The organism is Promicromonospora thailandica, from assembly GCF_024171955.1.
Classification (GTDB): Bacteria; Actinomycetota; Actinomycetes; order Actinomycetales; family Cellulomonadaceae; genus Promicromonospora; species Promicromonospora thailandica.
Genome location: NZ_JAMTCS010000014.1, coordinates 155019 through 178311 on the forward strand (window position 1 = coordinate 155019; position 23293 = coordinate 178311).

27 protein-coding genes and 1 tRNA gene are annotated in these 23293 nt (G+C 69.5%); 17 read left to right on the forward strand and 11 right to left on the reverse strand.

What is annotated here, in order from left to right; all coding sequences use genetic code 11:
- Positions 1 to 20 precede the first annotated feature (20 nt).
- A complete protein-coding gene (locus APR03_RS21300) occupies positions 21 to 392 on the forward strand; it encodes a nuclear transport factor 2-like protein (protein WP_253839067.1) in 372 nt (123 codons plus the stop codon).
- Positions 393 to 551: 159 nt separating this feature from the next.
- Here APR03_RS21300 and APR03_RS21305 read toward each other — a convergent pair whose 3' ends face one another.
- Positions 552 to 1391 (reverse strand): helix-turn-helix transcriptional regulator, encoded by an 840-nt coding sequence (locus APR03_RS21305; RefSeq protein WP_253839069.1) that lies wholly within the window; start codon positions 1389 to 1391, stop codon positions 552 to 554.
- A 44-nt stretch (positions 1392 to 1435) separates the two neighbouring features.
- On the opposite strand from APR03_RS21305, the gene APR03_RS21310 reads away from it, so the two are divergent.
- Complete coding sequence (locus APR03_RS21310) at positions 1436 to 1798, forward strand: hypothetical protein (protein ID WP_253839071.1); 363 nt, start codon at positions 1436 to 1438, stop codon at positions 1796 to 1798.
- A 236-nt stretch (positions 1799 to 2034) separates the two neighbouring features.
- Here the strand turns inward: APR03_RS21310 and APR03_RS21315 are convergent, their stop codons facing one another.
- From APR03_RS21315 to APR03_RS21325, 3 genes are read right to left on the reverse strand one after another with little or no spacing between them, the layout of a single operon-like run.
- A complete protein-coding gene (locus tag APR03_RS21315; RefSeq protein WP_253839074.1) occupies positions 2035 to 2958 on the reverse strand; it encodes a DUF4231 domain-containing protein in 924 nt (307 codons plus the stop codon).
- Positions 2955 to 3416 carry a TIR domain-containing protein gene (locus APR03_RS21320; protein ID WP_253839076.1) on the reverse strand — a complete coding sequence of 154 codons (462 nt, stop codon included), beginning with the start codon at positions 3414 to 3416 and terminating at the stop codon, positions 2955 to 2957. The genes APR03_RS21315 and APR03_RS21320 overlap by 4 nt, the downstream gene beginning before the upstream one ends.
- Positions 3413 to 4219, reverse strand: coding sequence for a rubredoxin-like domain-containing protein (locus tag APR03_RS21325; protein ID WP_253839079.1), 807 nt, complete (start codon positions 4217 to 4219; stop codon positions 3413 to 3415). The genes APR03_RS21320 and APR03_RS21325 overlap by 4 nt, the downstream gene beginning before the upstream one ends.
- Before the next feature lie 68 nt (positions 4220 to 4287).
- On the opposite strand from APR03_RS21325, the gene APR03_RS21330 reads away from it, so the two are divergent.
- Positions 4288 to 4911, forward strand: a complete 624-nt coding sequence (locus tag APR03_RS21330; protein WP_253839080.1) for a dTMP kinase — start codon at positions 4288 to 4290, stop codon at positions 4909 to 4911.
- Positions 4912 to 4917: 6 nt separating this feature from the next.
- Positions 4918 to 5907: a thymidylate synthase gene (locus tag APR03_RS21335; RefSeq protein ID WP_253839081.1), complete on the forward strand. Its 990-nt coding sequence runs from the start codon at positions 4918 to 4920 to the stop codon at positions 5905 to 5907.
- A 10-nt stretch (positions 5908 to 5917) separates the two neighbouring features.
- Here APR03_RS21335 and APR03_RS21340 read toward each other — a convergent pair whose 3' ends face one another.
- Entirely contained in the window at positions 5918 to 6919 is a 1002-nt protein-coding gene (locus APR03_RS21340) for a nucleotide kinase domain-containing protein (RefSeq protein WP_253839082.1), read from the reverse strand.
- A 99-nt stretch (positions 6920 to 7018) separates the two neighbouring features.
- Positions 7019 to 7198, reverse strand: a complete 180-nt coding sequence (locus APR03_RS21345; protein WP_253839083.1) for a hypothetical protein — start codon at positions 7196 to 7198, stop codon at positions 7019 to 7021.
- A gap of 347 nt (positions 7199 to 7545) precedes the next feature.
- Between APR03_RS21345 and APR03_RS21350 the strand changes: the two genes are divergently transcribed.
- The 3 genes from APR03_RS21350 to APR03_RS21360 are packed head-to-tail and all read left to right on the forward strand — an operon-like array spanning position 7546 to position 9775.
- Entirely contained in the window at positions 7546 to 8292 is a 747-nt protein-coding gene (locus APR03_RS21350) for a replication initiator (protein ID WP_253839084.1), read from the forward strand.
- A gap of 38 nt (positions 8293 to 8330) precedes the next feature.
- Positions 8331 to 8549: a helix-turn-helix domain-containing protein gene (locus tag APR03_RS21355; protein ID WP_142035548.1), complete on the forward strand. Its 219-nt coding sequence runs from the start codon at positions 8331 to 8333 to the stop codon at positions 8547 to 8549.
- On the forward strand, positions 8546 to 9775 hold the full coding sequence (locus APR03_RS21360) for a site-specific integrase (protein WP_253839085.1): 1230 nt from the start codon (positions 8546 to 8548) through the stop codon (positions 9773 to 9775). The genes APR03_RS21355 and APR03_RS21360 overlap by 4 nt, the downstream gene beginning before the upstream one ends.
- Positions 9776 to 9816: 41 nt before the next feature.
- Here APR03_RS21360 and APR03_RS21365 read toward each other — a convergent pair.
- Positions 9817 to 9890, reverse strand: a tRNA-Pro gene (locus tag APR03_RS21365).
- Between the two features lie 190 nt (positions 9891 to 10080).
- Here APR03_RS21365 and APR03_RS21370 point away from each other — a divergent pair.
- The 8 genes from APR03_RS21370 (at position 10081) to APR03_RS21405 (ending at position 17660) form a co-directional block, all read left to right on the forward strand.
- Positions 10081 to 10359 carry a peptide methionine sulfoxide reductase gene (locus tag APR03_RS21370; protein WP_253839087.1) on the forward strand — a complete coding sequence of 93 codons (279 nt, stop codon included), beginning with the start codon at positions 10081 to 10083 and terminating at the stop codon, positions 10357 to 10359.
- Between the two features lie 101 nt (positions 10360 to 10460).
- Positions 10461 to 11393: a patatin-like phospholipase family protein gene (locus APR03_RS21375; protein ID WP_253839089.1), complete on the forward strand. Its 933-nt coding sequence runs from the start codon at positions 10461 to 10463 to the stop codon at positions 11391 to 11393.
- On the forward strand, positions 11390 to 12595 hold the full coding sequence (locus APR03_RS21380) for a macrolide family glycosyltransferase (RefSeq protein WP_253839091.1): 1206 nt from the start codon (positions 11390 to 11392) through the stop codon (positions 12593 to 12595). Before APR03_RS21375 ends, APR03_RS21380 begins: the two co-directional genes overlap by 4 nt.
- Positions 12596 to 12599: 4 nt before the next feature.
- On the forward strand, positions 12600 to 13082 hold the full coding sequence (locus APR03_RS21385) for a hypothetical protein (protein ID WP_253839093.1): 483 nt from the start codon (positions 12600 to 12602) through the stop codon (positions 13080 to 13082).
- A complete protein-coding gene (locus APR03_RS21390) occupies positions 13079 to 14005 on the forward strand; it encodes a hypothetical protein (protein ID WP_253839095.1) in 927 nt (308 codons plus the stop codon). The genes APR03_RS21385 and APR03_RS21390 overlap by 4 nt, the downstream gene beginning before the upstream one ends.
- Before the next feature lie 86 nt (positions 14006 to 14091).
- Positions 14092 to 14457, forward strand: a complete 366-nt coding sequence (locus APR03_RS21395) for a BREX system ATP-binding domain-containing protein (RefSeq protein ID WP_253839098.1) — start codon at positions 14092 to 14094, stop codon at positions 14455 to 14457.
- Positions 14439 to 16850, forward strand: a complete 2412-nt coding sequence (locus APR03_RS21400) for a helix-turn-helix transcriptional regulator (RefSeq protein ID WP_253839100.1) — start codon at positions 14439 to 14441, stop codon at positions 16848 to 16850. Before APR03_RS21395 ends, APR03_RS21400 begins: the two co-directional genes overlap by 19 nt.
- Positions 16851 to 16991: 141 nt before the next feature.
- Entirely contained in the window at positions 16992 to 17660 is a 669-nt protein-coding gene (locus tag APR03_RS21405; protein ID WP_253839102.1) for a sigma-70 family RNA polymerase sigma factor, read from the forward strand.
- On the opposite strand, the gene APR03_RS21410 is transcribed toward APR03_RS21405, so the two are convergent.
- Positions 17630 to 18379 (reverse strand): SDR family oxidoreductase, encoded by a 750-nt coding sequence (locus APR03_RS21410; RefSeq protein WP_253839104.1) that lies wholly within the window; start codon positions 18377 to 18379, stop codon positions 17630 to 17632. The two genes, APR03_RS21405 and APR03_RS21410, sit on opposite strands and share 31 nt — an antisense overlap.
- Before the next feature lie 207 nt (positions 18380 to 18586).
- Here APR03_RS21410 and sigJ point away from each other — a divergent pair, with 207 nt between their 5' ends.
- Positions 18587 to 19540 (forward strand): RNA polymerase sigma factor SigJ, encoded by a 954-nt coding sequence (gene sigJ, locus APR03_RS21415; RefSeq protein WP_253839106.1) that lies wholly within the window; start codon positions 18587 to 18589, stop codon positions 19538 to 19540.
- Positions 19533 to 20009 (forward strand): hypothetical protein, encoded by a 477-nt coding sequence (locus tag APR03_RS21420; RefSeq protein WP_253839108.1) that lies wholly within the window; start codon positions 19533 to 19535, stop codon positions 20007 to 20009. Before sigJ ends, APR03_RS21420 begins: the two co-directional genes overlap by 8 nt.
- 1 nt (position 20010) lies before the next feature.
- On the opposite strand, the gene APR03_RS21425 is transcribed toward APR03_RS21420, so the two are convergent.
- From APR03_RS21425 to APR03_RS21435, 3 genes are all read right to left on the reverse strand, one after another.
- Positions 20011 to 21174: an amidohydrolase family protein gene (locus APR03_RS21425; RefSeq protein WP_253839110.1), complete on the reverse strand. Its 1164-nt coding sequence runs from the start codon at positions 21172 to 21174 to the stop codon at positions 20011 to 20013.
- A gap of 233 nt (positions 21175 to 21407) precedes the next feature.
- Positions 21408 to 22052: a response regulator gene (locus tag APR03_RS21430; protein WP_253839112.1), complete on the reverse strand. Its 645-nt coding sequence runs from the start codon at positions 22050 to 22052 to the stop codon at positions 21408 to 21410.
- The gene (locus APR03_RS21435; protein ID WP_253839113.1) at positions 22049 to 23224 is read right to left on the reverse strand and encodes a sensor histidine kinase; all 1176 of its coding nucleotides are present in this window, start codon (positions 23222 to 23224) and stop codon (positions 22049 to 22051) included. Before APR03_RS21435 ends, APR03_RS21430 begins: the two co-directional genes overlap by 4 nt.
- Positions 23225 to 23293: the final 69 nt, after the last annotated feature.

Here is a 23293-nt window from a genome sequence, read left to right on the forward strand (position 1 = left end):
CGACGAGAACGGACCGACCGATGGCACGTACGAAGGCGCAGATCGCCGCCAGCTACCTCCGGCACCTGGAGAACCGGGAATGGGCGCAGGCTCGAGCGCTGTGCACAGCAGGTGCGACTGTCTGGCACAGCGACGGAACGGGTGACTCCCCCATCGACCAGAACATCGACGGCATGAAAGAGCAGATCGGCTCGATCGCCTCGATGCGGTACGAGATCATCCGCCGGGTCAGCGATGCAGGCGGGCTGTTCCAGCAGCACGTCGTCCATGTCGAGACCGCAGACGGCGGGCGGGCGATCGTCCATGCCGCTGTCTACTTCGGTTTCGAGGGCGGGCTCGTCTCCAGGATCGAGGAGTACGCGAACGCTGTCCCGGTCACGCCTGCCCCGTGACCGCCTCCGCCCTGCCCGGCGACGTCGACCTGCCCGAGCGGCGCCGCCGTCCTCGAACACGGTCATGGCGCCACGGGGCAGAGCTCTGTCGCGACGTGCGTGCCCATGCCGAGGCCGGCTCCTGTGACGAGGGCGACACGGTCCACCGATACCCCGGGTTCAGCGCAGGGCCTGCGCACCGATGACGGACAGGACCTGCAGCTTCTCGTAGCTCTCGGTACCCGGGACCGCCGTGTAGACCATCAGGGAGTGGGCCTGGTCGGGGTCGACCAGGCGCTGGCAGCTCAGCTCGAGGGGTCCGACCTCGGGGTGGACGAAGTGCTTGACCTCGTGGGGCCGCAGGCCGATCTCGTGCTGGTCCCAGACCTGCCGGAACTCCTCGCTCTGCTCCAGGAGCAGGTCCGCCAGAGAGGCGGCACGCGAGCCCGGACCGCGCAGGGTGACCAGACCGCGCAGCCCGGCGGCGTACATCCGCGTCATGAAGGCGTGCTCCTCGGGCGCGTAGAGCCGGCGAGCCGCCGGGTCGGTGAACCACCGGTAGCCCGTGCTCCGGGCAGGACCGGTGTACCGCGTGGTGTCGCCGGTCAGGGCGACGCCCATGGGTGTCTGGCGCAGGGTCTCGCCCAGCTCTGTGACGATCTCCGCCGGTGTGTCCTCCAGGCGGTCGAGGACCCGCAGCAGACCGGGGCTGATGTGCTCGCTGGAGCTTCCCCGGGGCGGCGGGTTGTGCCCGGCGAGCCGGAACAGGTGGTCGCGCTCGTCGATCGTCAGGTGCAGGCCCTGGGCGATCGAGGCGAGCATCTGCGGGGAGGGCTGCGGGCCGCGCTGACGCTCCAGGCGGGAGTAGTAGTCGGTGGACATGTTGCACAGGACCGCCACCTCCTCGCGGCGCAGGCCCTGGGTCCTGCGGCGTTGGCCGCGGGGCATCCCGACGTCCTCCGGCTGGAGCGCCTCCCGACGGTTGCGGAGGAACTCCGCCAGGCCGCTTCGATCGATCACGACGTTCCTTCCCCCACGGTCGGCGTGCTGCAGATCGCCGCACCATGTCGTTTCTACCCGCTGCCGGGCTCCCCAGCCACGGCCTGTCGATCCCCCCATGGGGGACGGTCGGTTCCGACGGGACGAAGATCGGCGGATGGCCGGCGGACTCCGGCGTCGGAGGACCGTACTACGGCGCCTTCCGGTGCGAGTGCGGAGCAGGCCTGGAGGCGTTCGCGACCCTGGCGAGCACCGAGGTCGCGCAGACCGAACGGACGACCACCACGACGTACTACAGGCCCGCGGAGAAGGAGCCCCGTGAGGAGTGCTCGGAACCGACGGGGCTTGTCTTCGGCCGGTGGACGCATCTCCAGCTCTTCTCCTGCCCCGTCTCGTGGGACCACCCGATCCAGCGCTTCGAGATGTAGGCCGAAAGCTCGGTGGCGCGGGGGTCCCCTCCACGACCTGCCGTGTCGTAGTCCAGGGCTACGGTTCGGTGCATGGACCTGGAGACGTTCTGCCAACTGGTCGGCGAGGTCCGCGATCGGGCGGAGACGACGGACGTGGCGGACGATCCGAATACACCCGCCGCAAATGTCTGGACGCCCTTGCGATCCGCGATAGCACCACAACGCCCGGACCTCATGTTGCGACCCAGTCTCGACTAAGCCCTGCCTATGCGGGGTGGAGGCAACGGCTCCTCCCCGCGGGTAGCCAGCCACATTGTGTGCTCCCGACTGATCGCTTCCTCAGCATCCGCCACCGCCTGCGGCCAGTCCTCAGCGCTCACCCCGCGGAGAACATCTGCTTGAATGGCCAATTCACCTGCCGCCACCCTGTACGCGGAGGTCAGTTGGGAGTGTTGCTTGATCGCCAGCCAGGCGGCTCCTCCTGCAACGAACGCAGCGACGATGCCGGCGAAGTCGAACGGCTCGTCGCGACCTAGGGAAAGAGCAGCAGCTACGATTGCCAGCAACTCACCAAGAAGAAGTGCATAACGCCATGCTGTAGCACGGACCTCGTTCTTCCGGGCGTTGGACCAGTACCAGGCGCGCTGTTCTTCTGTCCTTTGTTCGAGATAAGCGTCTCTGCGTTCGGAGAATGGAGACCGACGGAGATCGAGCATGCTGTCTGTGAGCACCGCATCGCCAGGACCAACGTTGATTTGGTCCTTGCCACGTAGCAAGACTTCGCTGACTCGGGTTCGAAGCAGTGCCTCTGCTTCTTGTTCAGTGAGAGTCGGACCGAACGGCTCACCCTGGACAGCGAACCGCCATGCGAGTGTCTTGGTGGACTCGGCGACCGCGCGTCCGGCGTACCAGTCGCGTTCGGGCTGAAATCGGATTAAAGCTAACTCGGCTAGTGCGGCTAGTACGAACGCGAAAAGTACTATAAGGCCGGAGAAGTCGAAATTTCCGACGGCGATGCCCAGAGCCGCGGCGAGCGTTGCGATCAGAAGGGCAACTAGTCGGGAGGCGCTTAGCCGGACGTACGCTGTTTGTCCGCGCCCTGACGCTTCGTTTGCCGCATCGTGAATAACGGGCAAGGTGATTTCCCCTGGCCCTCGGGAGTTGTCGGGGCTGCTCATCGCGTGCATGTACTCATCGTGTTGGTGGGCATCGACCTGCCGCGGCTCGTCGCTGCGATCGCTCGCTCGATGGCATCGTCAAACTGATTGACATCGGCTGGAGTGTTCCAGTCGAGAATCTCCGCGCCGTACTTCGTCAACCCTTCGGGGACTGGGGCGTCGGGATCGATACGAATGCCAATGATGCCCTTTCCCTGTTCTTTGCTCCACTGGATCTCTTTCTCGACCCACTCGCTTTGGGAGGTCTCCTTCCCGATGAGAACGATCGTCGCCGATGACCCTTTGATCCGCTCCTTGATCTTTCGGCTGATGTAATCAGCATCCTGGCTCTTCACCGGGTCGAGCAGGTGCCGCCCCGTGAAGTCAACGTTGACGTTCTTGTTGTACGTCATTAGGTTCAAGCCGCGGGCTTTCATCTGATCGGCATGCTGATAACTGATAAAGACTCGACGGGTCATGCGCCCTCCTCGGCGGGAGCGAGCGTTGCCATCTGCTTGCACAACGGACACTTCTTCAGCAGTGCGCCGCTCTTGATGACATATCCGCACTCTCGGCATCGCCACTTGCGGTTCCTGGAACTGTTGGGCACCCTCGAGAACTCAGCGTCGGTCTGGTAGTACTCAGGGGCGTCTGCCCAGCTAAATCCAGCCTCCCGTCCCCACGACGGATACGCGTAGCCCGATCGAGCACGCGCGAACGCTTCGACTCGCTCGACTTCGCCTAAGTATTCGGCCGTGCGGTCAGGGTGCTCGTCGCATATCCGGCGAAGAGTCGCCACAGTCTCAGCATCGATCGGTTTCATCGTGCGGAACTGTGTAGAACAGATCGCTGCTAACGGCTCTGCCAGATCGCTCGCGAGGATGGGGTCTATGAAGTGCAACTTGTCGGCAGCGAGGGCGTAGTCACGATTGACCGCACCCTGGGTGCCTTCCGTATACCAGCCAACGTGGTAGTACCCGGAGATCACTCTCCCCTGGTGCGGCTTGCGTGTCGTGAGGAAGAAGATGGTGGCCGCGCCATCGAGAACGATCCGATTTCGCATGGACGGCTCGCAGGTGGAGAACAGACCGTACGTTCCGGTCTCGATGTTTGGGTCGCTCTTGTTGTCCGCAGGTCGGGTGATCTCGCGAACTGGCCATCGGGCGAGGGGCTCTGAGAAGTAGACAGACAGGTAGCCGCGGCCAGCATCGGGGAGCTCGCGCCACGGTTCGCCGAGGCGACGCGCCGCTGCGCCTCCCTCGTGATCCCAGTCCTGTCGCATAGCTTGATGCTAGGGGTGACCCCTGACACATCCCGGTAGCCACACTGGGCGGAGCGAAGGAGCTGGTGATGGCCAAGACTGATCTCACCATCCGCCGCGGTGCGGTCATCGTGTTCGAGGGGCTCGATCAGACTGGTAAGTCGACTCAGTTGAACCGACTCCGCGGCTCGCTCGACGCGGAGTCCACGGTGTTCGCCCACATGCCAAGCGGCTTCACTGTGTTCACGGAGCGTGTGTACAGCGCGCTGGAGGGCGAGACCCCTGACGAGAAACCCACATCAGGCCTCGCCCAGCAGTTAGCGCACCTCGCGTGCCATGCGGAGTCTGTGCCCGATCTCAAGCGAGCTGCGGAGACGCGATCTTTGATTCTGGATCGTTGGTGGTGGTCCACCCTCGCTTACGGCTGGTACGGCGGATCAGTCAAGCAGTCAGGACTCCCTGAGTCGAGCTTCAAGGAACTCATTGAGGCGATCTGGTCACCGATCAATCCGTCTATCGTGTTCGTTTTCCTCGAACCCCACCACCTCGACCCGAACAACGCTCCGGGCGTACAAGACGGCTATCAAGCACTTTTGAACGAATACTCCGAGTCCGCGGTTGTCGTCCCGATAGCGAACGAAGAAGAGACACACTCGTTTGTTACTGAGGCGCTTCTGAATCGCGGACTGGCTGCCCGAGTTCAGAATCGATGAGGCGCTGTGGCCGTATATCGAGATGTGGAGCAGGCGTTCTTAGCCGAGTTGCATGCCGTTGTTGAATCTGGAGACCCTGTAAAGGTCCGCGGAGAGCGGACCCGGGAACTGCGGGCGCGACTCATCGAGGTGTCTGACGTTCGGTCTCGCCACGTTGTACTCCCCCACCGAAACAACAACGTTTTTGCCTCGATAGCAGAGAGCATGTGGGTCTTGGCGGGGCGCAACGACTTGAACTTTCTCAGCGCCTACCTAGAGCGCGCGGTCAACTTCTCGGATGATGGCCTGACATGGCGCGCTGGGTACGGCCTCCGGCTCCGAAACTGGAACGGCGTGGATCAACTCGCGGAGATTGTGCAGATTCTCCGGAAAGACCCGCTCTCGCGCCGTGCCGTCGCGAGCATCTACGATCCCGATCGCGACTTCGTCGAGAGTCGAGATATCCCATGCAACAACTGGCTTCACTTCCTCATGAGAGACGGGTATCTCCACCTCCACGTGGCGGCCCGCAGCACTGACATATGGTGGGGATTCTCAGGCATCAACGCCTTCGAGTGGACGCTGCTGCTTGAGGTGATGTCGCGGTGGCTCCGATGTATGCCTGGGCGGCTGGTCTTTTTTAGTTCTTCCCTACATCTCTATGAGCGTCACCTCGACCGGGCTTTGCGGCTTCTAGCCAGTCAACCTAGCCCGGCACCGACCGGCGCGACAGAGCAGCCGAAATTCGACACAGATTGGGAGGATGCCCCCGCGGCGTGGTCAGAGTGGATGCGCCTGGAGGCCGGCATCCGCTCTGGCCAAGACCTCTCGGCACTCGACTGCAACCTCGCCGACCCGCTCCTGCTCGCATACATTCGAATGATCGATCTATATTGGTCCGCGCAGAGTGGAGCCGAACCTGGGGTCCTAGACGACAAGCTAGTTGAACTTGGAGACAGCCGGCTTACTGCCGCCGCGCGCGAGTATCTCGAACGAACTCAACGGTTGCAGCACTGAGCCCGACGCGCTAAGTAACTGATGCGAGCGCGCTCGAACGGCCGGCCACCCGCTGGTTGATGCCCCACTTTGGGGGGAAGAACGGCCTTGCTGGCGGGCCCTGCGGTGTGAACTGCTGTTTTATCCTGTTGCGGCTTCCGACTCCACGCACATTGGGGTGCTTTACTCGAGCGTACTTGTCAGTTTCGCAAAACAGGTTCTGGCAGTCAATAAGCGTCAAAGCCCGGCCAAAAAGGTCGTCAAACTCGATGCCTTGATCTTCGAACTGCGCGTCTTGTGTGTCGACCATCCACCGGATGATGTCTTCGTGGGACACACCATTGAGCTGCGGGAAGCACTTCGCGATGCCGCTTCGCGCGCCCGGCCCAGGCACAACAAAATCGTTCTCATTAAAGTCGATCACCGAGGTGTAGTTAAGGTCGATCGCCAGTTGATAAGAGAGGAATGGACCAAGTGAAGGAAAAGTCGAAATCGTCTCAAAGACCTGGCTAAGGGACCTAGCGTGCCCGATTTGCGAGGAAACCCCGGAACGCATCATGTGGTCGGCCAACAGCAGATGGTTTCGGTGTTTCCGGACTGCACCGAACGGCGGGGGTGGGACGATATACGCCGCAGAGTAAACTCTGTCGCCGTTAGCAATTCTTGCGTCAAGAACCTTGCTGTAGGCATCGACATCGAAAGTTGATGTTGTGATCTGGCCGAATCTTGATTCCAGCGCGTCCCATGTCGATGGCTTGTTGAAGAAGCGAAATAGCAGAACGCGCAAGATGAGATTTTCCGGGTCCTGGGGACCCTCGTAGGCGATACGTATCAGATCCTGTGACACGCGGTCGGCGGCGCGGTAGGCGTTAGTGAAGCGATACTTCGATAGGACTGCGTCATTGGTCCACGGGCCAGGTTCGCCACGTAACCTCGCGTGATACACGTGCTGCCGTTCGGCCGCGAAGCGCCAGTAGGACGAAAGCACCTCTGAAACGCCGACGTCGCGTCGACCAACTCTCACGCGCCGCATCAGGCCCTCCTGTCGGTGCTTACCTCCGGCTCCCACGTGTGTCTAGGTTGTCATGAGGGGGCCGGCAATGCCCGGAGACGCGCCACCGTCGCGGGTGGTTCAGGCATGCGTTCTTCGCGAGCGAGCGGTTCGGCCGACCATGAGTAGGAGGGTGACTGGTCTGATCCAGAGCAACTCGAAGGCGTTCCAGACGAACAGCAGGACCAGCAGGTAGAGCCATCCGGGGCCGCCGTCGTTGACGATCGTGGTGCAGATCGCGGCAGCGTAGAGGTAGGGCACGGCCAGGAGCATCGCGGGGACACTCCACTTGAGGCCGCACCGGGTGCGGATGGTGTTGAGTAGCAGGTTGGTGGGTGCGTGGCGGAGTACGCCGTAGCCTCGTGGGCTGAGTGCCAAAGATGTGCGGAGCATCGCGGGTCTCTTTTTCCTCGTTATAGCGCGACGGTGTTCCGTCCTGAAGGCGGCTATGAACCGAGGGCACTCGAAGGGGCTGTCCCGCGGGACCCACGTAGCTAGAAAACCTGCATCATGATCGAGTCTGCGAGCGTGCTCTGACAGAGGGAACCCCCTCGACGGTGAGCAAGCGTGTACCTCGTCGGTGACCTTGGAGCGAAAGGGCACCGATCATGGCGACACTGGCGGAGCAGGTACAGGGTGAGCGGATGGCGCGGGTGGGCCTTCGCCCCGAAAAGAGGACACGTCTTCGTGTGGTCATGCGGCGGGCTGCAGCGCAGCTGCCAGGACGCTCCTTTCGTCGTCGGCCGAACTCTGGTTGCCCAGGCGCTGCCGACGACGCCCGTACCTCCGACACCCTCGTGCCGGAACAGGTAGCTGGCTATCTCGCGAAGTACGCCACCAAGAGCACGAACGTCGACCCGGCCTCGCCGCGCCCGCACCTGTCCAGGCTCACCCGTGAGTGCCGGCGCCTGGCCGACCGTGCCGCCACCGCCTGCCGGCCTGCCGGCTACGAGCCCGAAGAGGACGAAGACGGGTGCGTGTGTGGCCAGTGCATCGAGTCGCCGTACCGGCTGCTGGCCAAGTGGGCGCACATGCTCGGCTTCCGTGGTCACTTCTCGACCAAGAGCCGGCGCTACTCCGTCACGCTCGGCCGGCTGCGTGCTGCTCGTGTTCGGTTCGCTCGTCTGGCTGCTGAGGCGCAGCGCGCCGGCGAACCGCTCGACGTGACCGACCTGGAACGCAGGCTGCTGGCCGACGACGAAGAGACAACCCTCGTGGTCGACGGCTCGTGGACCTACGCCGGCACCGGCTGGTCGACCAACGGCGAGAAGGAGCTCGCTGAGGCTGCTGCCGCTCGTGCCCGCGAGTACGCGAAGTGGAAGGCGGCTCAGAACTACCCGGCCCGTACGGCCTGACGACAACACGGTGTGGTGGATGTGGAAGGGGAAAGACCATGGATGCCTCAGACATCTCTGACCTGCTGACCACGGAAGAGGTCGCAGAGCGGTTCCGGGTGAACCCGTCGACGGTGCGACGGTGGCGGCTCGACGGCGTGGGTCCGCGTCACGTCCGGATCGGCAGCGTCTACCGCTACCCGCTCGCCCTGCTCAACGAGTGGGTCAGGAAGAACCTCGCTGAGACCGGCCCGTCGCGTGCCGAGGTGGCGTCATGACCACGGCGAAGAAGAAACAGCCCGTGCCGCCGCTCGGTGCTGTCGTCCACGGCACGGTGGAGGCCCGGCAGGGTGCACGGCTCGGCACCCGCTACCTGGCGCGTGCGCGCTGGACTCACCCCGCCACGCACAAGCGCGAGACCGCATCGGCCACCTTCGGGAGCGATGTCGAGGCGCATGCGTGGCTGGATGAGCAACGGTCGATCGCGCGGACCGGTCAGAATCCCGGCCAGACGTTGGAGGACTACATTGCCGGCCTCGGGGAGCGCTGGGCGCGTTCGATCGACCGGACCTCGACCTTCGACCCCTACGCGGCGGGTTTGAAGCTCCGCGTCATTCCCGAGCTCGGGCACCTTCCGGTCGGGATGATCACGGCCGGCCTGATCGATCGCGCCATCGATCGATGGGAGAAGACCTCCGGTCACTCGACGGTGAAGAACACGGTTGCGGCCCTGGTCCACGTCCTGGATGACGCGGTGCGGGATGGTCTGTTGCCGAGGAATCCGGCCAAGGATCGTGCTCGGCGCAAGCAACCGGGCCAGGTCAAGGACGGGTCCGACGTCAACCCGCGTGAACTGGCGCTACCGGACGTGGCGACGCTCAACAAGCTCGTTGCCGCCGTCGTGGAAGCGGGCGGAGACCAGTGCTGGGGTGACATGGTGCTGCTGCTGGCGACCACGGGAATGCGGATCAGTGAGGTGTCCGGGCTCGTCGTCGGTGACGTCGACCTCAAGGCCGGCCTGATCTACGTTCGCCGGCAGAAGTACCCGGGTCGCGGTGGCCTGATCGTGAAGTCCACCAAGGGCCGGCGCAATCGTGTCGTTCCGATCATCGAGCCGGCCCGCAAGACGCTCGAACGCCTGACGCCTGTTGGTCGGCCTGACGACTCGCCCCTGATCAAGGGTCCGCGTGGTGGGACGATCACGACGGCGACGCTCCGTGACGCCACCAACTGGGACAAGCTCGTGAAGGATCTCGGCATCGCCGGCCTCGTCCGGCACGGTCTCCGGCACACGGCGCTTACTTGGATGGCTGACAGTGGCGTCCAGCTCCACGTGCTCCAGCGGGTGGCCGGCCACCAGGACCCGGCCATGACTGCCCGCTACCTGCACCCGGATCACCGAGCGCTGATCGATGCCGGCGCGAGGTTCGGGGCCTGGTGGTCACAAAGTGGCCACAAGAAGGGGCCAGGAGAGGGCGACGAAGATGCCGCCGAGACGGCATGAAAAACGCCCCTCACCTGCGTGAACAGGTGAGGGGCGATCTGTCGGGCTGACAGGATTTGAACCTGCGACCCCTTGACCCCCAGTCAAGTGCGCTACCAAGCTGCGCCACAGCCCGCGGTGTTCTTGAGCATGCCCAAGGCTACCGGTTCGACCCCTTGGGGCCGACGGAAATACTACCCCACTTGAGGGGCTGTGCCCGACCAGCGACCAGGTCGGGTCGTGACGGTGCGGACCGTGCTCGGGATTCCACGGCGGCGGTGCGGTGTTAAACCGGCGCGAGACCACCACATCACGAGGGAGCCGCCATGGAGCAGCAGCCGGACCGTCCGCTGGACGAGCTCGTCGGGCAGATCCCGGAGGGCTGGTCCCGGGTGCAGCTCTCCGGCGAGAGCTGGGGCGTGACGCGTACGACGCGCGCCAACGGCAAGGTCGTTACCGTCTCGGCCGAACGTCTCGGGGGCGCCGAGCGGCTCAGCGCGAACGTCTGGATCACGACGGACGGGCCGCTGCTGCGGCCGTGCGAGGTGCCTGCCGACGCGGTCCTCGACTTCCTCCGGTCGGCGGCAGGGGAGTACGGCACCTGACGGAGCCGGCGGGCGATCGACGATCTGCTGTCACAGATCGGGGGGCTGTCCGGTCGACCGGCTGACGGTGCGGTGTGTCGGATCAGCGAGGAGTCGCCGCCATGAGTTTCGTACGGGGGTCGAGCGGCCCGCCGAGGGGGTTGACGGGCCTGCCCAGGCCGGTCGCCGCGGTGGTCGGCGGGGGTGGCGTGTACGGCGCCACGCAGGTCGGTGTCGGCTACGCGCTCGAGCAGCACGGGTTCGTGCCCGACCTGATCGTGGGCACGTCCGTCGGCGCGTTCAACGGTGCCGTGGCCGCCGCGCACCCGGGCAGCGCCGCCCGGTCGCTGGCGCTGACGTGGACGGGGCTGCGCCGTCGCGAGGTCTTCCCGTTCGGCCTGCGGACGTTCCGGGCCGGCCTGTTCGCCGACGCCGGGCTGCGCCGGCTGATCCGGCGGGCCGGGCTGCCGGGGAGGGTCGAGGACCTGCCGGTCCCTTTCGTCGCGGTCGCCACGGACCTGGCCACCGGCGAGCAGGTGCTGCTGGACCACGGTGACCTGGAGTCGGCGCTGCTGGCCAGCGCCGCCATCCCCGGGGTGCTGCCGCCGGTGGAGTGGGACGGCCGGACCCTGATCGACGGCGGCGCCGTCGCCCACGCCCCGGTCCTCGCCGCCCGGGAGGCCGGGGCCGCGAGCGTCGTGGTCCTGGTGACGGGACGCGAGGCCCTGCCGCTGCGCACCACCGCCCTGCCGCGGCGGGCGGAGGCCGTCGCGGCCCGGGCCGGGCTGCTGATGATGCACCAGCAGATCGAGCGCGACCTGCGCGAGGTGGCACGGGAGATCCCGACCGTGGTGCTGCCCACGGGGGTGGTGGCCTGGCCCGCGCTGTGGGACTTCAGCCACTCCCGGCGGCTGATCGACGCCGCGCTGGTGTCGGCGAGCCGGTTCCTCGACGAGCTGGTCGTCACGGGCCCGGGCCTGTACCGGCGCGAGCCGGTCGCGGCGGTGCCCGGCGAGGCCGGCGAGGCCGGCGCGCGGAGCGGGGTGTCCCGATGAGCACGGTGGCGTTCCTGAACATCGGCATGCACGGGTACGTCAACCCGACGCTGCCGGTGGTGGCCGAGCTGGTGCGCCGGGGGCACTCGGTGAGCTATCACACGACCCCGGCGTTCGCGGCGCAGGTCGAGGCCGCGGGTGCCCGGGTGCACCTGTATCCCGGGGACCTGCCGCTGCCGGACCCGCCGATCCCGCTCGCGATGGTGGCGGGTCTGGCGCGCGCCGCGGTGGACCTGCTGCCCGCGGTGCTCACGGACCTGCGGGCCGACCGGCCGGACCTGGTGGTGCACGGTGCGGCCTGCCCGTGGGGCGCCGTCGCCGCCCGGGAGCTCGGGGTGCCTGCCGCGGCGACGTTCACGACGTTCGCGTTCAACCGCCAGATCCCCAGCCCCGCCCGGGCCTCCCGGGAGCTGCTGTGGTCCGCCGCGGCCCATCCGGGCATCGCCCGGAGCTATGCGCGGTCCCGCTGGGCGCTGCACCGCCGCTACGCGGTCGGTGGGCTGCCCGTGACCGATCTGATGGACGTGCGCGAGCCGCTCAACCTGGTCTTCACCTCCCGCTCGTTCCAGCCGGGCGCCGACGCCTTCGACCCGTCCTTCCGCTTCGTCGGGGCGAGCGTCGGCTCCCGTCTGCCCGATCCCGCGTTCGCGGCCGACCGGCTCACCGACCCCGTGCTGTACGCGTCGCTGGGCACGGTGTTCGACGCCGGGCCTCGCCTGCTGCGTGCCTTCGCCACGGGGCTGGCGCCGCTGGGCGGCACCGTCGTCGTCTCCACCGGGAACACCGACCCGGCCGACCTCGGGACGCTGCCGGACAACGTGCTCGCCCGCCGGTCGGTGCCTCAGCTCCAGGTGCTGGAACGGGCCGCGCTCTTCGTCACCCATGGTGGCATGAACAGCGTCAACGAGGCCCTGCTGGCCGGCGTGCCGGCCCTCGTGGTGCCGCAGGGCGCCGACCAGCCGCTCGTGGCCCGGCGGGTGGCGGAGCTCGGCGCGGGGCTCGTGCTCGACACCGCGGACGTGACCCCCGGGACGGTGCACGCCCTGGCCCGGCGGCTGCTCGACGAGCCCGGCTTCGGCGCGGCGGCCGCCGCCCAGCGGGCCGCGCAGGAGGAGGCCGGCGGCCCGGGCCGGGCGGTGGACGAGCTCGAGCGCTACCTCGCCCTGACCGGCGCGGGCACGAGCCCCGGACGGGAGGGGTAGCGGCGTGCCGACCGTCGTCGTCGTCCTGCTGGTCCTCGCCGGGCTGTCCGAGAGTGCCGGCCGGGTGCTGCCCCTCGTGGCCCGCCGCCCCCGGCTCTCGCCCCGGTTCCTCGCCCTGCTCATGACGACGGGAACCGTCGTCGAGGGAACGGTCATCGCCCTGTGGCCCCTGACCGCCTGGACCCTCGCCGAGCTGGTGCGCGGCCCGCTGCCCGGGCCGGCCCTGGCCTGGACGCCCGCCCTGCTCGCGCCGATGCTGCTGGCCGCGGTGCTCGCGTTCCCGCTGCTCGGGCCGGCGCTGCACCTGCTGCTCGTCGCCGGGGTCGGGGCGGGTCTGGCCGCCCGGCTGGTTACCGCGTCCGGGCTCGGCTGGTGGGCGGCCGCGGTGTGCGTCGCCGGGGCGGGGCTGGGGCTCGCCGCCGTCGTCCAGGTGGTGCGGCACGTGACCGCCCGGCTGATGGCCGGTGCGCGGGAGGTGCCGGCATGAGCGAGCTGCTCCTCCTGCTCGTGCTGCTCACGATCGGCCCGTTCCTGCTCGCCGAGGGCCTGCTCGCCCGCTACGAGCTGATGGTCTACGCGGTGGGCTGGCGTGCCCAGGTGCCGCTGCTCCCGGCCAACGTGCCCTACGCCCGGGGCGCCGGACCGGACCGCCCGCCGGACGCCTACCTGGTCTACCTCGACGGGATCGGCAAGCGCCGGTTCACCGACACGCGCGACGGCGGTCAGCTGGTCCAGGCGATCATCGCCGGGGCGCCCGAGCTGAGGGTGCTGGGCCAGGTGCAGCCGTACTCCCCGCTGGCCGACCCCCTGGTGGGGCGGCCGGTGTGGGACTGGCTGCGGCGGCACCTCGGCATCACGCTGTTCCTGCACAACGTGATGCAGATCTTCGTGGCGGCCGACCGCCGCTACCGCCCGCTGTACAACCGCGCGGTGGGCGGCCAGATCGCCGAGCAGCTCCGGCTGGCCGGGTACGAGCCCGGCAGCGGCATCCCGGTGGTGCTGCTCGGCTACAGCGGTGGCGCCCAGGTGGCCCTCGGCGCCGTCGAGGAGCTCTACACCCAGCTGCGTGCCCCGGTCTGGCCGATCACGCTGGGCGGGTTCCACAACGGCGCCAACGACCTGACGCACGCGGCGGGGCTGCACCGGCTCACCAGCTCGAACGACTGGATCGAGCAGGTCAGCACCTGGCTGTTCCCGGAGCGCTGGCGGCTGCTGCGCCGCAGCCCGTGGAACCGTGCGCTGGCAGCGGGCAAGGTTAGCGTGCACCGGCTCGACCCGGTCACCCACATCGGGCCCCTGAGCTACATCAGCCCGACGGCGCGGTTCGACGACGGGCGCAGCTACCTGGACCGCACCACCGACACGGTCATCGCGATCATCCGCCAGGAGTGCCGGGCGGCCCGCGACTGACGGGCGCGTGCCGGTTCCGGACGGCACGCACCGCTCGCGACCTCTCTCCTCCTGCCGGGTATTCTGCACGGGGAGAGAGGATCGCGATGACGAGATCCGGTTCCGGTTCGGAACTCCTCGGCCGGGAGAGCGAGCGCCGTGCGCTCGACGAGCTCCTGACAGCGGTCCGGACCGGGCGTAGCGCAACCCTCGTGCTGCGGGGCGAGGCGGGGATCGGGAAGACCGAGCTGCTCCGGTACGTCCGAGGGCACGCCTCGGACTGTCGTGTCGTGAGCGCCGCCGGCGTCCAGTCCGAGATGGAGATCTCGTACGCCGGCCTGCACCAGCTCTGCCGCCCTCTGCTGACCGGCCTCGACCGGCTGCCCGGGCCCAGCGTGACGCGCTCGCGACGACGTTCGGTCTGCGCGGTGGTGATGCGCCCGACCGGTTCCTGGTGGGCCTGGCCGCGCTGAGCCTGCTCGCCGAAGCCGGCGAGAACCGGCCACTGGTGTGCCTGGTCGACGACGCGCAGTGGCTGGACCAGGCGTCGGCCCTGACGCTGGAGTTCGTCGCCCGCCGGCTGCTGGCGGAGTCGGTCCTGATCGTCTTCGCCGTCCGCACGCCCAGCCCGGGCGAACCTCTTGCCGGTCTCCCGGAGCTGCTCGTGACGGGCCTGAGCGAGCTCGACTCGCGAACGCTCCTGGACCGCGTCGTCATCGGGCCGCTGGACGACCAGGTGCGCGAACGCGTCGTGGCCGAGGCCCACGGCAACCCGCTGGCACTGCTCGAGCTACCTCGCGGGCGGGACGCGGCCCAGATCGCCGGTTTCGGGCGCCCCGACGCGCAGCCCCTGGCGGGCGAGATCGAGGAGGGCTTCCTCCGGCGCGTCGAGGCGCTCCCGGTCGAGGCGCGACGTCTGCTGGTCACCGCCGCTGCCGAGCCTGTCGGCGACGGGATGCTGCTGCGCCGGGCAGCCGAGCGGCTGGGCATCGCGGTCGACACCGCCGTGTCGCACGTCGAGGCGTCGGAGCTCATCACGATCGGCGCGCGGATCCGGTTCCGGCACCCGTTGGTGCGTTCGGCGGCGTACCGGGCGGCGGGTGCCCACGCCCTCCGGGAAGTGCACCAGGCGCTGGCCGAGGTGACCGACGGCCGGAGCGATCCGGACCGGCGCGCGTGGCACCTGGCGTGCGCGGCCCAGGGGCCCGACGACGCGGTCGCGGACGAGCTCGAGCGCTCGGCCGGCCGGGCACAGGCGCGCGGGGGAGTCGCCGCGGCGGCCGCGCTGCTCCGGAGCGCCGCGGAGCTCACAGGGGATCCGGCCCGGCGCGCGCGGCGCACGGTGGACGCGGCACAGGCGACGGTGCACGCCGGCGCGTTCGGGCCGGCGACGACGCTCCTGGCCCGAGCGGAGTCCGGACCGCTCGACGAGTTCCTGCGTGCGCGCGTCAACGTGCTGCAGGCCCAGATCGCCTTCGCCGTGGGCCGCGGCAAGGAGGCGCCACCGCTCCTGCTCGCGGCGGCCCGTCGCCTGGAGCGGTTCGACGTCGCGCTCGCCCGCGAGACCCACCTGGAGGCGGTCTCGGCGGTGATCTTCGCCGGCCACCTGGCGCACGAACCCGGCTGGCGGGAGGTGGGCGAGGTCGCGCGTGCGGCGCCGCCGGCGCCCCGGCCGCGCGCCTCCGACCTGCTCCTGGACGCGCTGGCCGTCCGCCTCACGGACGGCTACTCCGTCTCCGCGCCGATGATCGAGCGGGTCCTCGACGTCTTCAGCCACGAGAGCGTCCCGGTCCGGGAGGCGATGCGCTGGCTCCTGCTGGCGGGGGTCGTCGCGGCGGACCTGTGGGACCTCGAACGGTGGCGGACGGTCGCCACCCGGCACGTGACGATCACCCGCGAGAGCGGCGCGCTCAGCGACCTCCCGCTCGCCCTCGACTCCTGCGCCGTGGTGCACGTGTTCGCGGGGGAGCTGGCGGCCGCGGCCTCGGTGATCGACGAGGTCCGGACCGTCAGTGGCGCGATCGGGGCCTACCAGCCTCCGTTCGGGGAGCTCGCGCTGGCCGCCGTCCGGGGCCGCGAGCGCGAGGCGCGCACCCTGATCGACCGCACGATCAGCGGGTCCACGCTGTACGGCCAGGGACTCGGTGTGACCGTCGCGCACAGCCACCACGCGGTGCTGTGCAACGGCCTCGCCAAGTATGCGGAGGCGGCCGCCGCCGCCCAGGCCGCGGCCCGGCACCAGGAGGAGTTCGGGGCGCCCCGGTGGGCCCTGACCGAACTGGTCGAGGCGGCGGCCCGGAGCGGTGCCCGGACGCTGGCGCACGACGCCCTCGAGCAGCTCTCGGAGACGACCCGGGCCAGCGGCACCGACTGGGCGCTCGGGGCCGAGGCGCGCTCGCGTGCGCTCCTGACCGACGGCGTCGCCGCGGAAGACCTGTACCGCGAGGCGATCGAGCGGCTCGGCCGCACCCGGGTCCGCGTCGAGCTGGCCCGCGCGCGCCTCCTGTACGGCGAGTGGCTGCGCCGCGAGAACCGTCGCCTTGACGCCCGCGAGCAGCTGGGCACGGCGTACGAGACGCTCACCCAGGTCGGGGCCGAGGCGTTCAGCGGACGGGCGCGCCGCGAGCTGCGCGCCACGGGAGCCACGGTGCGCAGGCGCTCCGGCACGGCGGACACGGCCCTCACGTCGCAGGAGGCACAGATAGCGCGGCTCGCCGCCGACGGACTCACCAACCCCGAGATCGGCGCGCAGCTGTTCCTCAGCCGGCACACGGTCGAGTGGCACCTGCGCAGCGTGTTCTCGAAGCTCGGCATCGCGTCGCGCAACGAGATCCGCACGGAGCTGCTCCACGGCGTGGCCTCCTGACCGACCGGGCCGGCCGCGGCCGTGGTGCCGGTGCCGCCACGTACCCCACCACGCAGGTGCAGGGCGGAAGCGCGCCCGCACCCGGCGAGGCTGGACTCGCGGTGGTGACGAGCGCCGTCGCGGGTCACGAAGGAGATCGCCATGCCGTCGGGATTCTCGGAGGGGGAGCTGCAGGTCTTCCTGGCGGAGCGGACCCGGCTGCTGTGGGTCGCCCACCGTGTGGTCGGTGACCCCGCCGCGGCCGAGGACGTGGTGCAGGACGCCTGGTTGCGCTGGCAGCGCACGGACAAGCGTCAGGTGGCGAGTCCGCCCGCCTGGCTGACCACGGCCACGACGCACCTCGCGATCAACGTCGTCCGGTCGGCGCGGTACCGCCACGAGCGGCTCACCGATCTCACCCGGCTCGGCGCTCTGGACGTGGGGGACGGGCCGGCCGACTCCGCGGAGCGGGCCGTGGTCGTCGATCGGCTGCTCGCCTTCCTCATGGCGAGGCTGACCGCCTCCGAGCTGGCGGCCTGCCTGCTTCGCCGGTGCTTCTCGTACCCCTACCAGGAGATCGCCGCGCTCCTGCGCACCACTGTGCCGAACGCTCGCCAGCTCGTCCACCGGTCCCGGACCGACCTCGCCGGGAGCACGGTGCGTCGGGTCGACGCCGCGGAACACCGCCGGCTGGCCGCGGCGTTCACGGCCGCGGCGGTGGACGGCGACCTGGCCCGCCTGGAGAGGGTGCTGGCGGCCGGGGCCGGCCGGCTCGCGCACGACTCCGTCCGGCCATCGGGTCAGCGCTGGGATCGCAGCCAGTCGGTGTAGGTCTGCGTGCCGTGGTCGGCGGAGCTGCTCGCGACCAGGGTGCCGTCGCGCAGCGCTCGCCCCAGCGCACCCGGGAAGGGAACGTGCACGATCCAGGCCGTGGCGCCGGTCACCGCCCTGAGCGCACGCACCATGTCGGCCGCGTCCTCCTCGCGCGGGCCGCCGAGATCGCGAACCCGGCCCGACGGCCCGGCGTCGACGAGGTCGACCAACCGCCCGGCCACCTCGGCGGCGGCGACCGGCTGCGACCGCATGCGGGGGACGACCACGAACGGCCCGAACCGCAGGCGCTCCATGATCTGCCCCGCGAACTCGTGGAACTGGGTGGCCCGCAGGAGGCTCCACGGCACGTCGCTCTGGGTCACGAGCCTCTCCTGGAGCACCTTGCCCGCGTAGTAGCCGTAGGGCGCCTCGTCAGCACCGACGATCGAGAGCGCCACGTGGTGCCCGACGCCGGCCGCCTTCTCGGCCCGGAGAAGGTTGGTCGTGACCGCCCGGTAGAACTGCTCCGAGGCGCGCGCGGACTGCGTCTGCACCGACGTCACGTCGACCACCGCCACGACGTCGTCGAGCGTCCCGTCGAGGCCGGTCCCGGAGACCAGGTCGACGCCCCGGCTGTGCGCGAGCGTGACGACGTCGTAACCACGCCTCCCGGCCGCCTCGACCACGTGCCGCCCCAGGACACCGGTCCCGCCTGCCACTGCGATCTTGTGCCTCATCGTCGTACCTCCTCGTCGTACCTGTGTCTCTGACCGCGCGACGAGCCCAGGTGTGACCCGACGTGCCACCTGGGCGTGCCGTCCGTCCTCCTGACGGCGTGGCGTGCGGGGATGTGAGGCCGGCCGGGCGCCTCACATCCTGCGGGGCTGTCCGGTCATGGTGACGAGAGCTACGCAACGTCACACACCGAGAGCGAGGACCCCGTCGTGACCGACGACCTGGAGGACGTGTTCGCCGAACGTCGCCGCCTGCTGTCGCTGGCGTACCGGATGACGGGGACCCTGGCCGACGCGGAGGACATCGTGCAGGAGACCTACCTGCGCTGGTACCGGCTCGGCGAGGCCGCGCGCGCCGAGATCGCCAACCCCGCGGGATGGCTGACCCGGGTGGCCAGCCGGATCGCCCTGGACCTCCTCGACTCGGCGCGCAGGAGGCGCGAGCAGTACATCGGCCAGTGGCTGCCCGAACCGGTCCCGGCCGGGCTGTTCGACGGCACGGCACCCGGGTCCGGCCTCGCCGGGTCCTCGACGGCGAACTCGGTCGATCCGCTGGACCGGGTCACTCTCGACGACGCCGTCAGCACGGCCCTGCTCGTGGTCCTGGAGTCCATGACGCCCGCGGAACGTGTCGCGTTCGTGCTGCACGACGTGTTCGCCATCCCGTTCGACGAGATCGCCCGGATCGTCCGCCGCTCGCCCGCCGCCGTCCGGCAGCTCGCCACGTCCGGACGGCGGCACGTCCGTGAGAACCGGACCGCGGTCGTGCCCCGGGCGGAGCACGACCGCGTGGTCCGCGCGTTCCTGCACGCCGCACAGGCGGGCGACGTCGACCGGCTCGTGCGCGTCCTGGCACCCGACGTCCAGCTGTGGTCGGACGGCGGCGGGGTGGTCACCGCGGCGCTGAACGTCATCGAGGGCCCTGACCGGGTCGCGAGATTCGTGCTCGGCGTGGACGCGAAGATGCCGGCGCTGACCCACGAGGTGGAGCCCACCGGTGGCGGGCTCGGCGTCCTGCTGCGGACCGGCGACCTCGTCTCCGGAGTCATGAGCTTCCGCGTCCGGAACGGTCTGGTCACCGACATCTGGGTCATGCTCAACCCCGCCAAGCTCACCGGCTGGCTACCGGAACCCGGAACAAACCGAGGTGGATACGATGCCTGAGACAGCAGCCGGACACGGCACCCTCGACGACACGCGCGCCGTAGGTCGCGTGCAGTACGGAGCGCTGGTCGCGACGGTGGTCATCGTCGGTGTCGTGGGCGTGTGGTCCTATGCCTGGCCACAGCCCTACTTCGACCACTTCCCGGTCTTCCTCGGAGAGTGGGTCTCCAGGGACGGCCCGTACAACGAGCACCTCGTGCGCGACCACGGCGCCATGTACCTCGCGCTCGGTGCGGCATCCCTCTACGGGCTCGCCCGGCCCTCGCAGGTCGGCTGCCGCCTGCTCGGCATCGCGTGGACGGTCTTCGGAGTGCTGCACTTCGCGTACCACGTGACCCATCCCCACCACCTGCCGACGGACGAGGCCGTCGGTCAGGTCGTGGTGCTCGCGGTCGCGGTGCTCCTCGCCCTCGCTCTGATGGTGCCGGGAAGCCCCCGCGGAAGGCCGTCCGCACCTGGCACGCGCTGAGTCAGACCGTGATGCCGAACAAGGACTCCGCGTTGCGGAACGCGATCTTCTCCTTGTCCTCCCGCGGCAGGTCGACCGCCCGGAACCAGTCGGTCCCGTCCTTGATGCTCGCGAAGGGGTAGTCGGTCGCGAACATCACCCGGTCCACGCTGATGTACTTGAGCAGCAGGTGGAGCAGGTCGTCCTGGAAGAACGCGCTGGTCGTGAACCAGAAGTTGTCCTGGAAGTACTGCGCGAAGGGCTTCTCGAGCGAGTTCTCGGTGGGCTCGCCCATGTCTCCGGCGATCCGCTCGTAGTAGAACGGGAGCCCCTCACCCATGTGGCCGATGATGATCTTCAGCCGGGGGAACCTGTCGAAGACCCCGTACGCGATCATCCGGACGCACTGGGTCAGCACCTCCTGGTGCCAGCCGTAGCCGGACCCGCTGAAGATGTAGTCCTGGAACTCCTGCGTGTACTCCGACCGCGTCGTGCGGTAGTAGATGTCGAAGACCTCGTCGGCCGGGTACCCGGGATGCAGGTAGATCGGCACGTCGAGATCCTGGGCACGCGCGAGCACGGGCTCGAAGTCGGGATGGTCGAGGTACTTCTTCGTGATGTGCCCGTTGGTCAGCGCGCCCAGGAAGCCGTCCTCGCGCACCGAGCGTTCCAGCTCGTCCGCCGCCGCCTCCGGGCTCTGCAACGGCAGGGTGGCGAACGCCTGGAATCGGCCGGGATAGTCGGCCATCGGCCCGTCGACGAGCTGCCGGTTGAGCCGGTAGGCGAGGTCGATCCCCTGCTGCCCGGGGACGTTCTGAACCGCCGGCGTGTGCGCCGAGAGGATCTGGACGTCGAGTCCGCCCGCGTCCATGTCGCCGATGCGGCGTCCGCCCAGGTCCGCGAGTCCGATCTCCTCCAGGAAGTCGATGTGGTCCTGGTTGATGGAGTTCAGCGTCAGCAGCGCGGGAGTCGAGAAGGTCTCCTCGGTGCCGATGAACTTCAGGTCCTGGTCGCGGAGCGCGATGTCTTCCTTGGTGAGCGAGGCTCTCCGGTCCTGCGTGCCGTCGTCGCGTCCCGTGAGGGCCGCCGCGGACAACCCGGCGCCGGCGACGAGCCCCGCCGCGCCGGCGATGAACCCGCGGCGCCCGAGCACCCGCCGCCCTCGGTCCTGTGCGTTCGATTCCATAGCGGTATGTGCTCCTTCGGTGCGTCGACGACTCCGTGCGGAACACGTTTCCAAAGTCGCCCGCCCCGGTCGTCGGCCCACGGAAGACACCTGTCCGTACTCCGCACGGAGTACGCCGCAGGTCGGCCCGGCCGGTCGCCTACGAGAACGACCTCGGGGACCGATCCGGCCCCGTTTCCGTCCCGGAGGTCGTTCTCGAACACGGCCGGCGCATCAGCAGCCGGCGCCGACAGTCAGGCGAGACCCGCCTCGTAGGCGGCGATGACGAGGTGGACGCGGTCGCGGGCGCCCAGCTTCGCGAGGATGCGGGCCACGTGCGTCTTGGCGGTCAGGGGGCTGACCACCAGCTCGTCCGCGATCTCCTGGTTGCTCCGGCCGGCGGCGACCAGCCCGAGCACCTCCCGCTCGCGCGCCGTCAGCCGGTCCAGCCGCTCGGGTGCCGGCGCGTCCGGGCGGCTCAGCGCGCGGGTGATGACCGCCCGGGTCGCGCCGGGGGACAGCATCGACTCGCCCGCGGCGACGGTGCGGATCGCGTCGAGCAGGGCGTCGGGGCGGGTGTCCTTGGGCAGGAACCCGGACGCCCCGGCGCGCAGGCCGCGCAGCACGTTCGTGTCCGTCTCGAACGTGGTCAGGATGAGGACCTTGCTGCCGCTCGATGCCCCGTCGGCGACGATCCGCCGGGTCGCCTCGATGCCGTCGGTGCCCGGCATCCTGATGTCCATCAGCACGACGTCGGGTCGCAGGTCCGCGGTCAGCGCCACCGCCTCCTGGCCGGTGCCGGCCTCCCCGACGACCTCCATGTCCTCGGCCGAGCCCACCAGGAGTGCGAACGCCCCACGCACCAGCGCCTGGTCCTCGGCGAGCAGGACCCGGATCACGTCGGGACCCGCCACGTCGCAGGCAGGGGCAGGCTCGCCCGTACCGTGAACCCTCCGGACTCGTCCCGGCCCGCGGAGAGCTCGCCGCCGACGGCCTGGGCCCGCCCGGTCATCCCGGCGATTCCGAAGCCGGCCGGCGTCACGGTCGAGCCGGGTCGTGCGGGCCCGTCGTCGACGACGGCGATCCGCAGCCGGTGGCCGTCCTGGTCGATCCGGACGGTCGCCTGTGCGGCCATCGAGTGTCGGACGACATTGGTGAGCGCCTCCTGGACGATCCGGTAGGCCACGACCGACACGGTCGACGGGAGCTCGTCCGGCAGCCCGGCAGCCTCCAGGTCCACCCGGACACCGGCGGCCTCCGCCGTCTCCACCAGGCGCCGCAGCTCGCCCAGGTGGGGCGCCGGCTCGGTCGGCTCGGCCTCGCCGCCGTGGAGCACGTCCAGGACGGCGCGCAGCTCACGGAGCGTGGCCCGGCTCGTGTCCGACAGGTCGTGCAGCGTGCCGGACAGCTCCCGCAGGGACGTGTCCCCGCGGTCCGGCAGCTGGTCGATCAGGTGCGCGGCGACGGACGCCTGGACGTTCGCGACGGCGAGGCCGTGGGCCAGGACGTCGTGCAGCTCGGCGGCGATCAGGACCCGCTCCTCGGCGACCCGCCGCTCGACCTCGTTGGCACGCTCCTGCTCCTGCCGGGCGGCGACGACGGCTCGCCAGCTCTCCCGGAAGCGGACCGCCAGCCCGGCGAAGAAGGCCATGAACAGCCAGCCGACGCCGAGGAGGACGTCGCCGAGCGCCCCCGACGTCTCGTCGGCGAGAACAGGCACGGTCACCGCGGCCACGGCCACCAGGGCGGCGACGGGCCGCCGCCGCGGTTCGCTGTAGCGAGCCGCAGCGAACGCCGCGACGAGGGAGGCCGGCAGCGTCGCCTCGTGGGGGTAGTCGAGCAGGTGGTACGGCATCGACACGGCGAGGACGGCCAGGACGACGAGGATCGGCCGGTGCCGGCGGGCCAGCAGTGGCACGGACGTCGCGCCCAGGAGCAGCACCGCCCACAGGTCGACGCGGCGCTCGCCGTCGAAGTCGACCACCTGGAGTGTGAGCGCGGCGCCGACGCCGAGCACGAACGACCCCGCCGCGAGCAGGCGGTCGGCCACCGCCGGGCGGAGCGCCGTCATCGGTCACTCAGGGACATCGACCCGGTCCTCCTCCCGGTCCGCGCGCGTGCGCCAGGGCGCGCAGGGCCG

Bases quoted from the DNA above. Each gene is read 5' to 3' on its own strand.
- APR03_RS21300 (WP_253839067.1), top strand. From the start codon at position 21: ATGGCACGTACGAAGGCGCAGATCGCCGCCAGCTACCTCCGGCACCTG.
- APR03_RS21310 (WP_253839071.1), top strand. From the start codon at position 1,436: ATGTCGTTTCTACCCGCTGCCGGGCTCCCCAGCCACGGCCTGTCGATC.
- APR03_RS21315 (WP_253839074.1), bottom strand. From the start codon at position 2,958: ATGAGCAGCCCCGACAACTCCCGAGGGCCAGGGGAAATCACCTTGCCC.
- APR03_RS21320 (WP_253839076.1), bottom strand. From the start codon at position 3,416: ATGACCCGTCGAGTCTTTATCAGTTATCAGCATGCCGATCAGATGAAA.
- APR03_RS21325 (WP_253839079.1), bottom strand. From the start codon at position 4,219: ATGCGACAGGACTGGGATCACGAGGGAGGCGCAGCGGCGCGTCGCCTC.
- APR03_RS21330 (WP_253839080.1), top strand. From the start codon at position 4,288: ATGGCCAAGACTGATCTCACCATCCGCCGCGGTGCGGTCATCGTGTTC.
- APR03_RS21340 (WP_253839082.1), bottom strand. From the start codon at position 6,919: ATGCGGCGCGTGAGAGTTGGTCGACGCGACGTCGGCGTTTCAGAGGTG.
- APR03_RS21350 (WP_253839084.1), top strand. From the start codon at position 7,546: ATGGCGACACTGGCGGAGCAGGTACAGGGTGAGCGGATGGCGCGGGTG.
- APR03_RS21355 (WP_142035548.1), top strand. From the start codon at position 8,331: ATGGATGCCTCAGACATCTCTGACCTGCTGACCACGGAAGAGGTCGCA.
- APR03_RS21360 (WP_253839085.1), top strand. From the start codon at position 8,546: ATGACCACGGCGAAGAAGAAACAGCCCGTGCCGCCGCTCGGTGCTGTC.
- APR03_RS21370 (WP_253839087.1), top strand. From the start codon at position 10,081: ATGGAGCAGCAGCCGGACCGTCCGCTGGACGAGCTCGTCGGGCAGATC.
- APR03_RS21375 (WP_253839089.1), top strand. From the start codon at position 10,461: ATGAGTTTCGTACGGGGGTCGAGCGGCCCGCCGAGGGGGTTGACGGGC.
- APR03_RS21380 (WP_253839091.1), top strand. From the start codon at position 11,390: ATGAGCACGGTGGCGTTCCTGAACATCGGCATGCACGGGTACGTCAAC.
- APR03_RS21390 (WP_253839095.1), top strand. From the start codon at position 13,079: ATGAGCGAGCTGCTCCTCCTGCTCGTGCTGCTCACGATCGGCCCGTTC.
- APR03_RS21395 (WP_253839098.1), top strand. From the start codon at position 14,092: ATGACGAGATCCGGTTCCGGTTCGGAACTCCTCGGCCGGGAGAGCGAG.
- APR03_RS21405 (WP_253839102.1), top strand. From the start codon at position 16,992: ATGCCGTCGGGATTCTCGGAGGGGGAGCTGCAGGTCTTCCTGGCGGAG.
- APR03_RS21410 (WP_253839104.1), bottom strand. From the start codon at position 18,379: ATGAGGCACAAGATCGCAGTGGCAGGCGGGACCGGTGTCCTGGGGCGG.
- APR03_RS21420 (WP_253839108.1), top strand. From the start codon at position 19,533: ATGCCTGAGACAGCAGCCGGACACGGCACCCTCGACGACACGCGCGCC.
- APR03_RS21425 (WP_253839110.1), bottom strand. From the start codon at position 21,174: ATGGAATCGAACGCACAGGACCGAGGGCGGCGGGTGCTCGGGCGCCGC.
- APR03_RS21435 (WP_253839113.1), bottom strand. From the start codon at position 23,224: ATGACGGCGCTCCGCCCGGCGGTGGCCGACCGCCTGCTCGCGGCGGGG.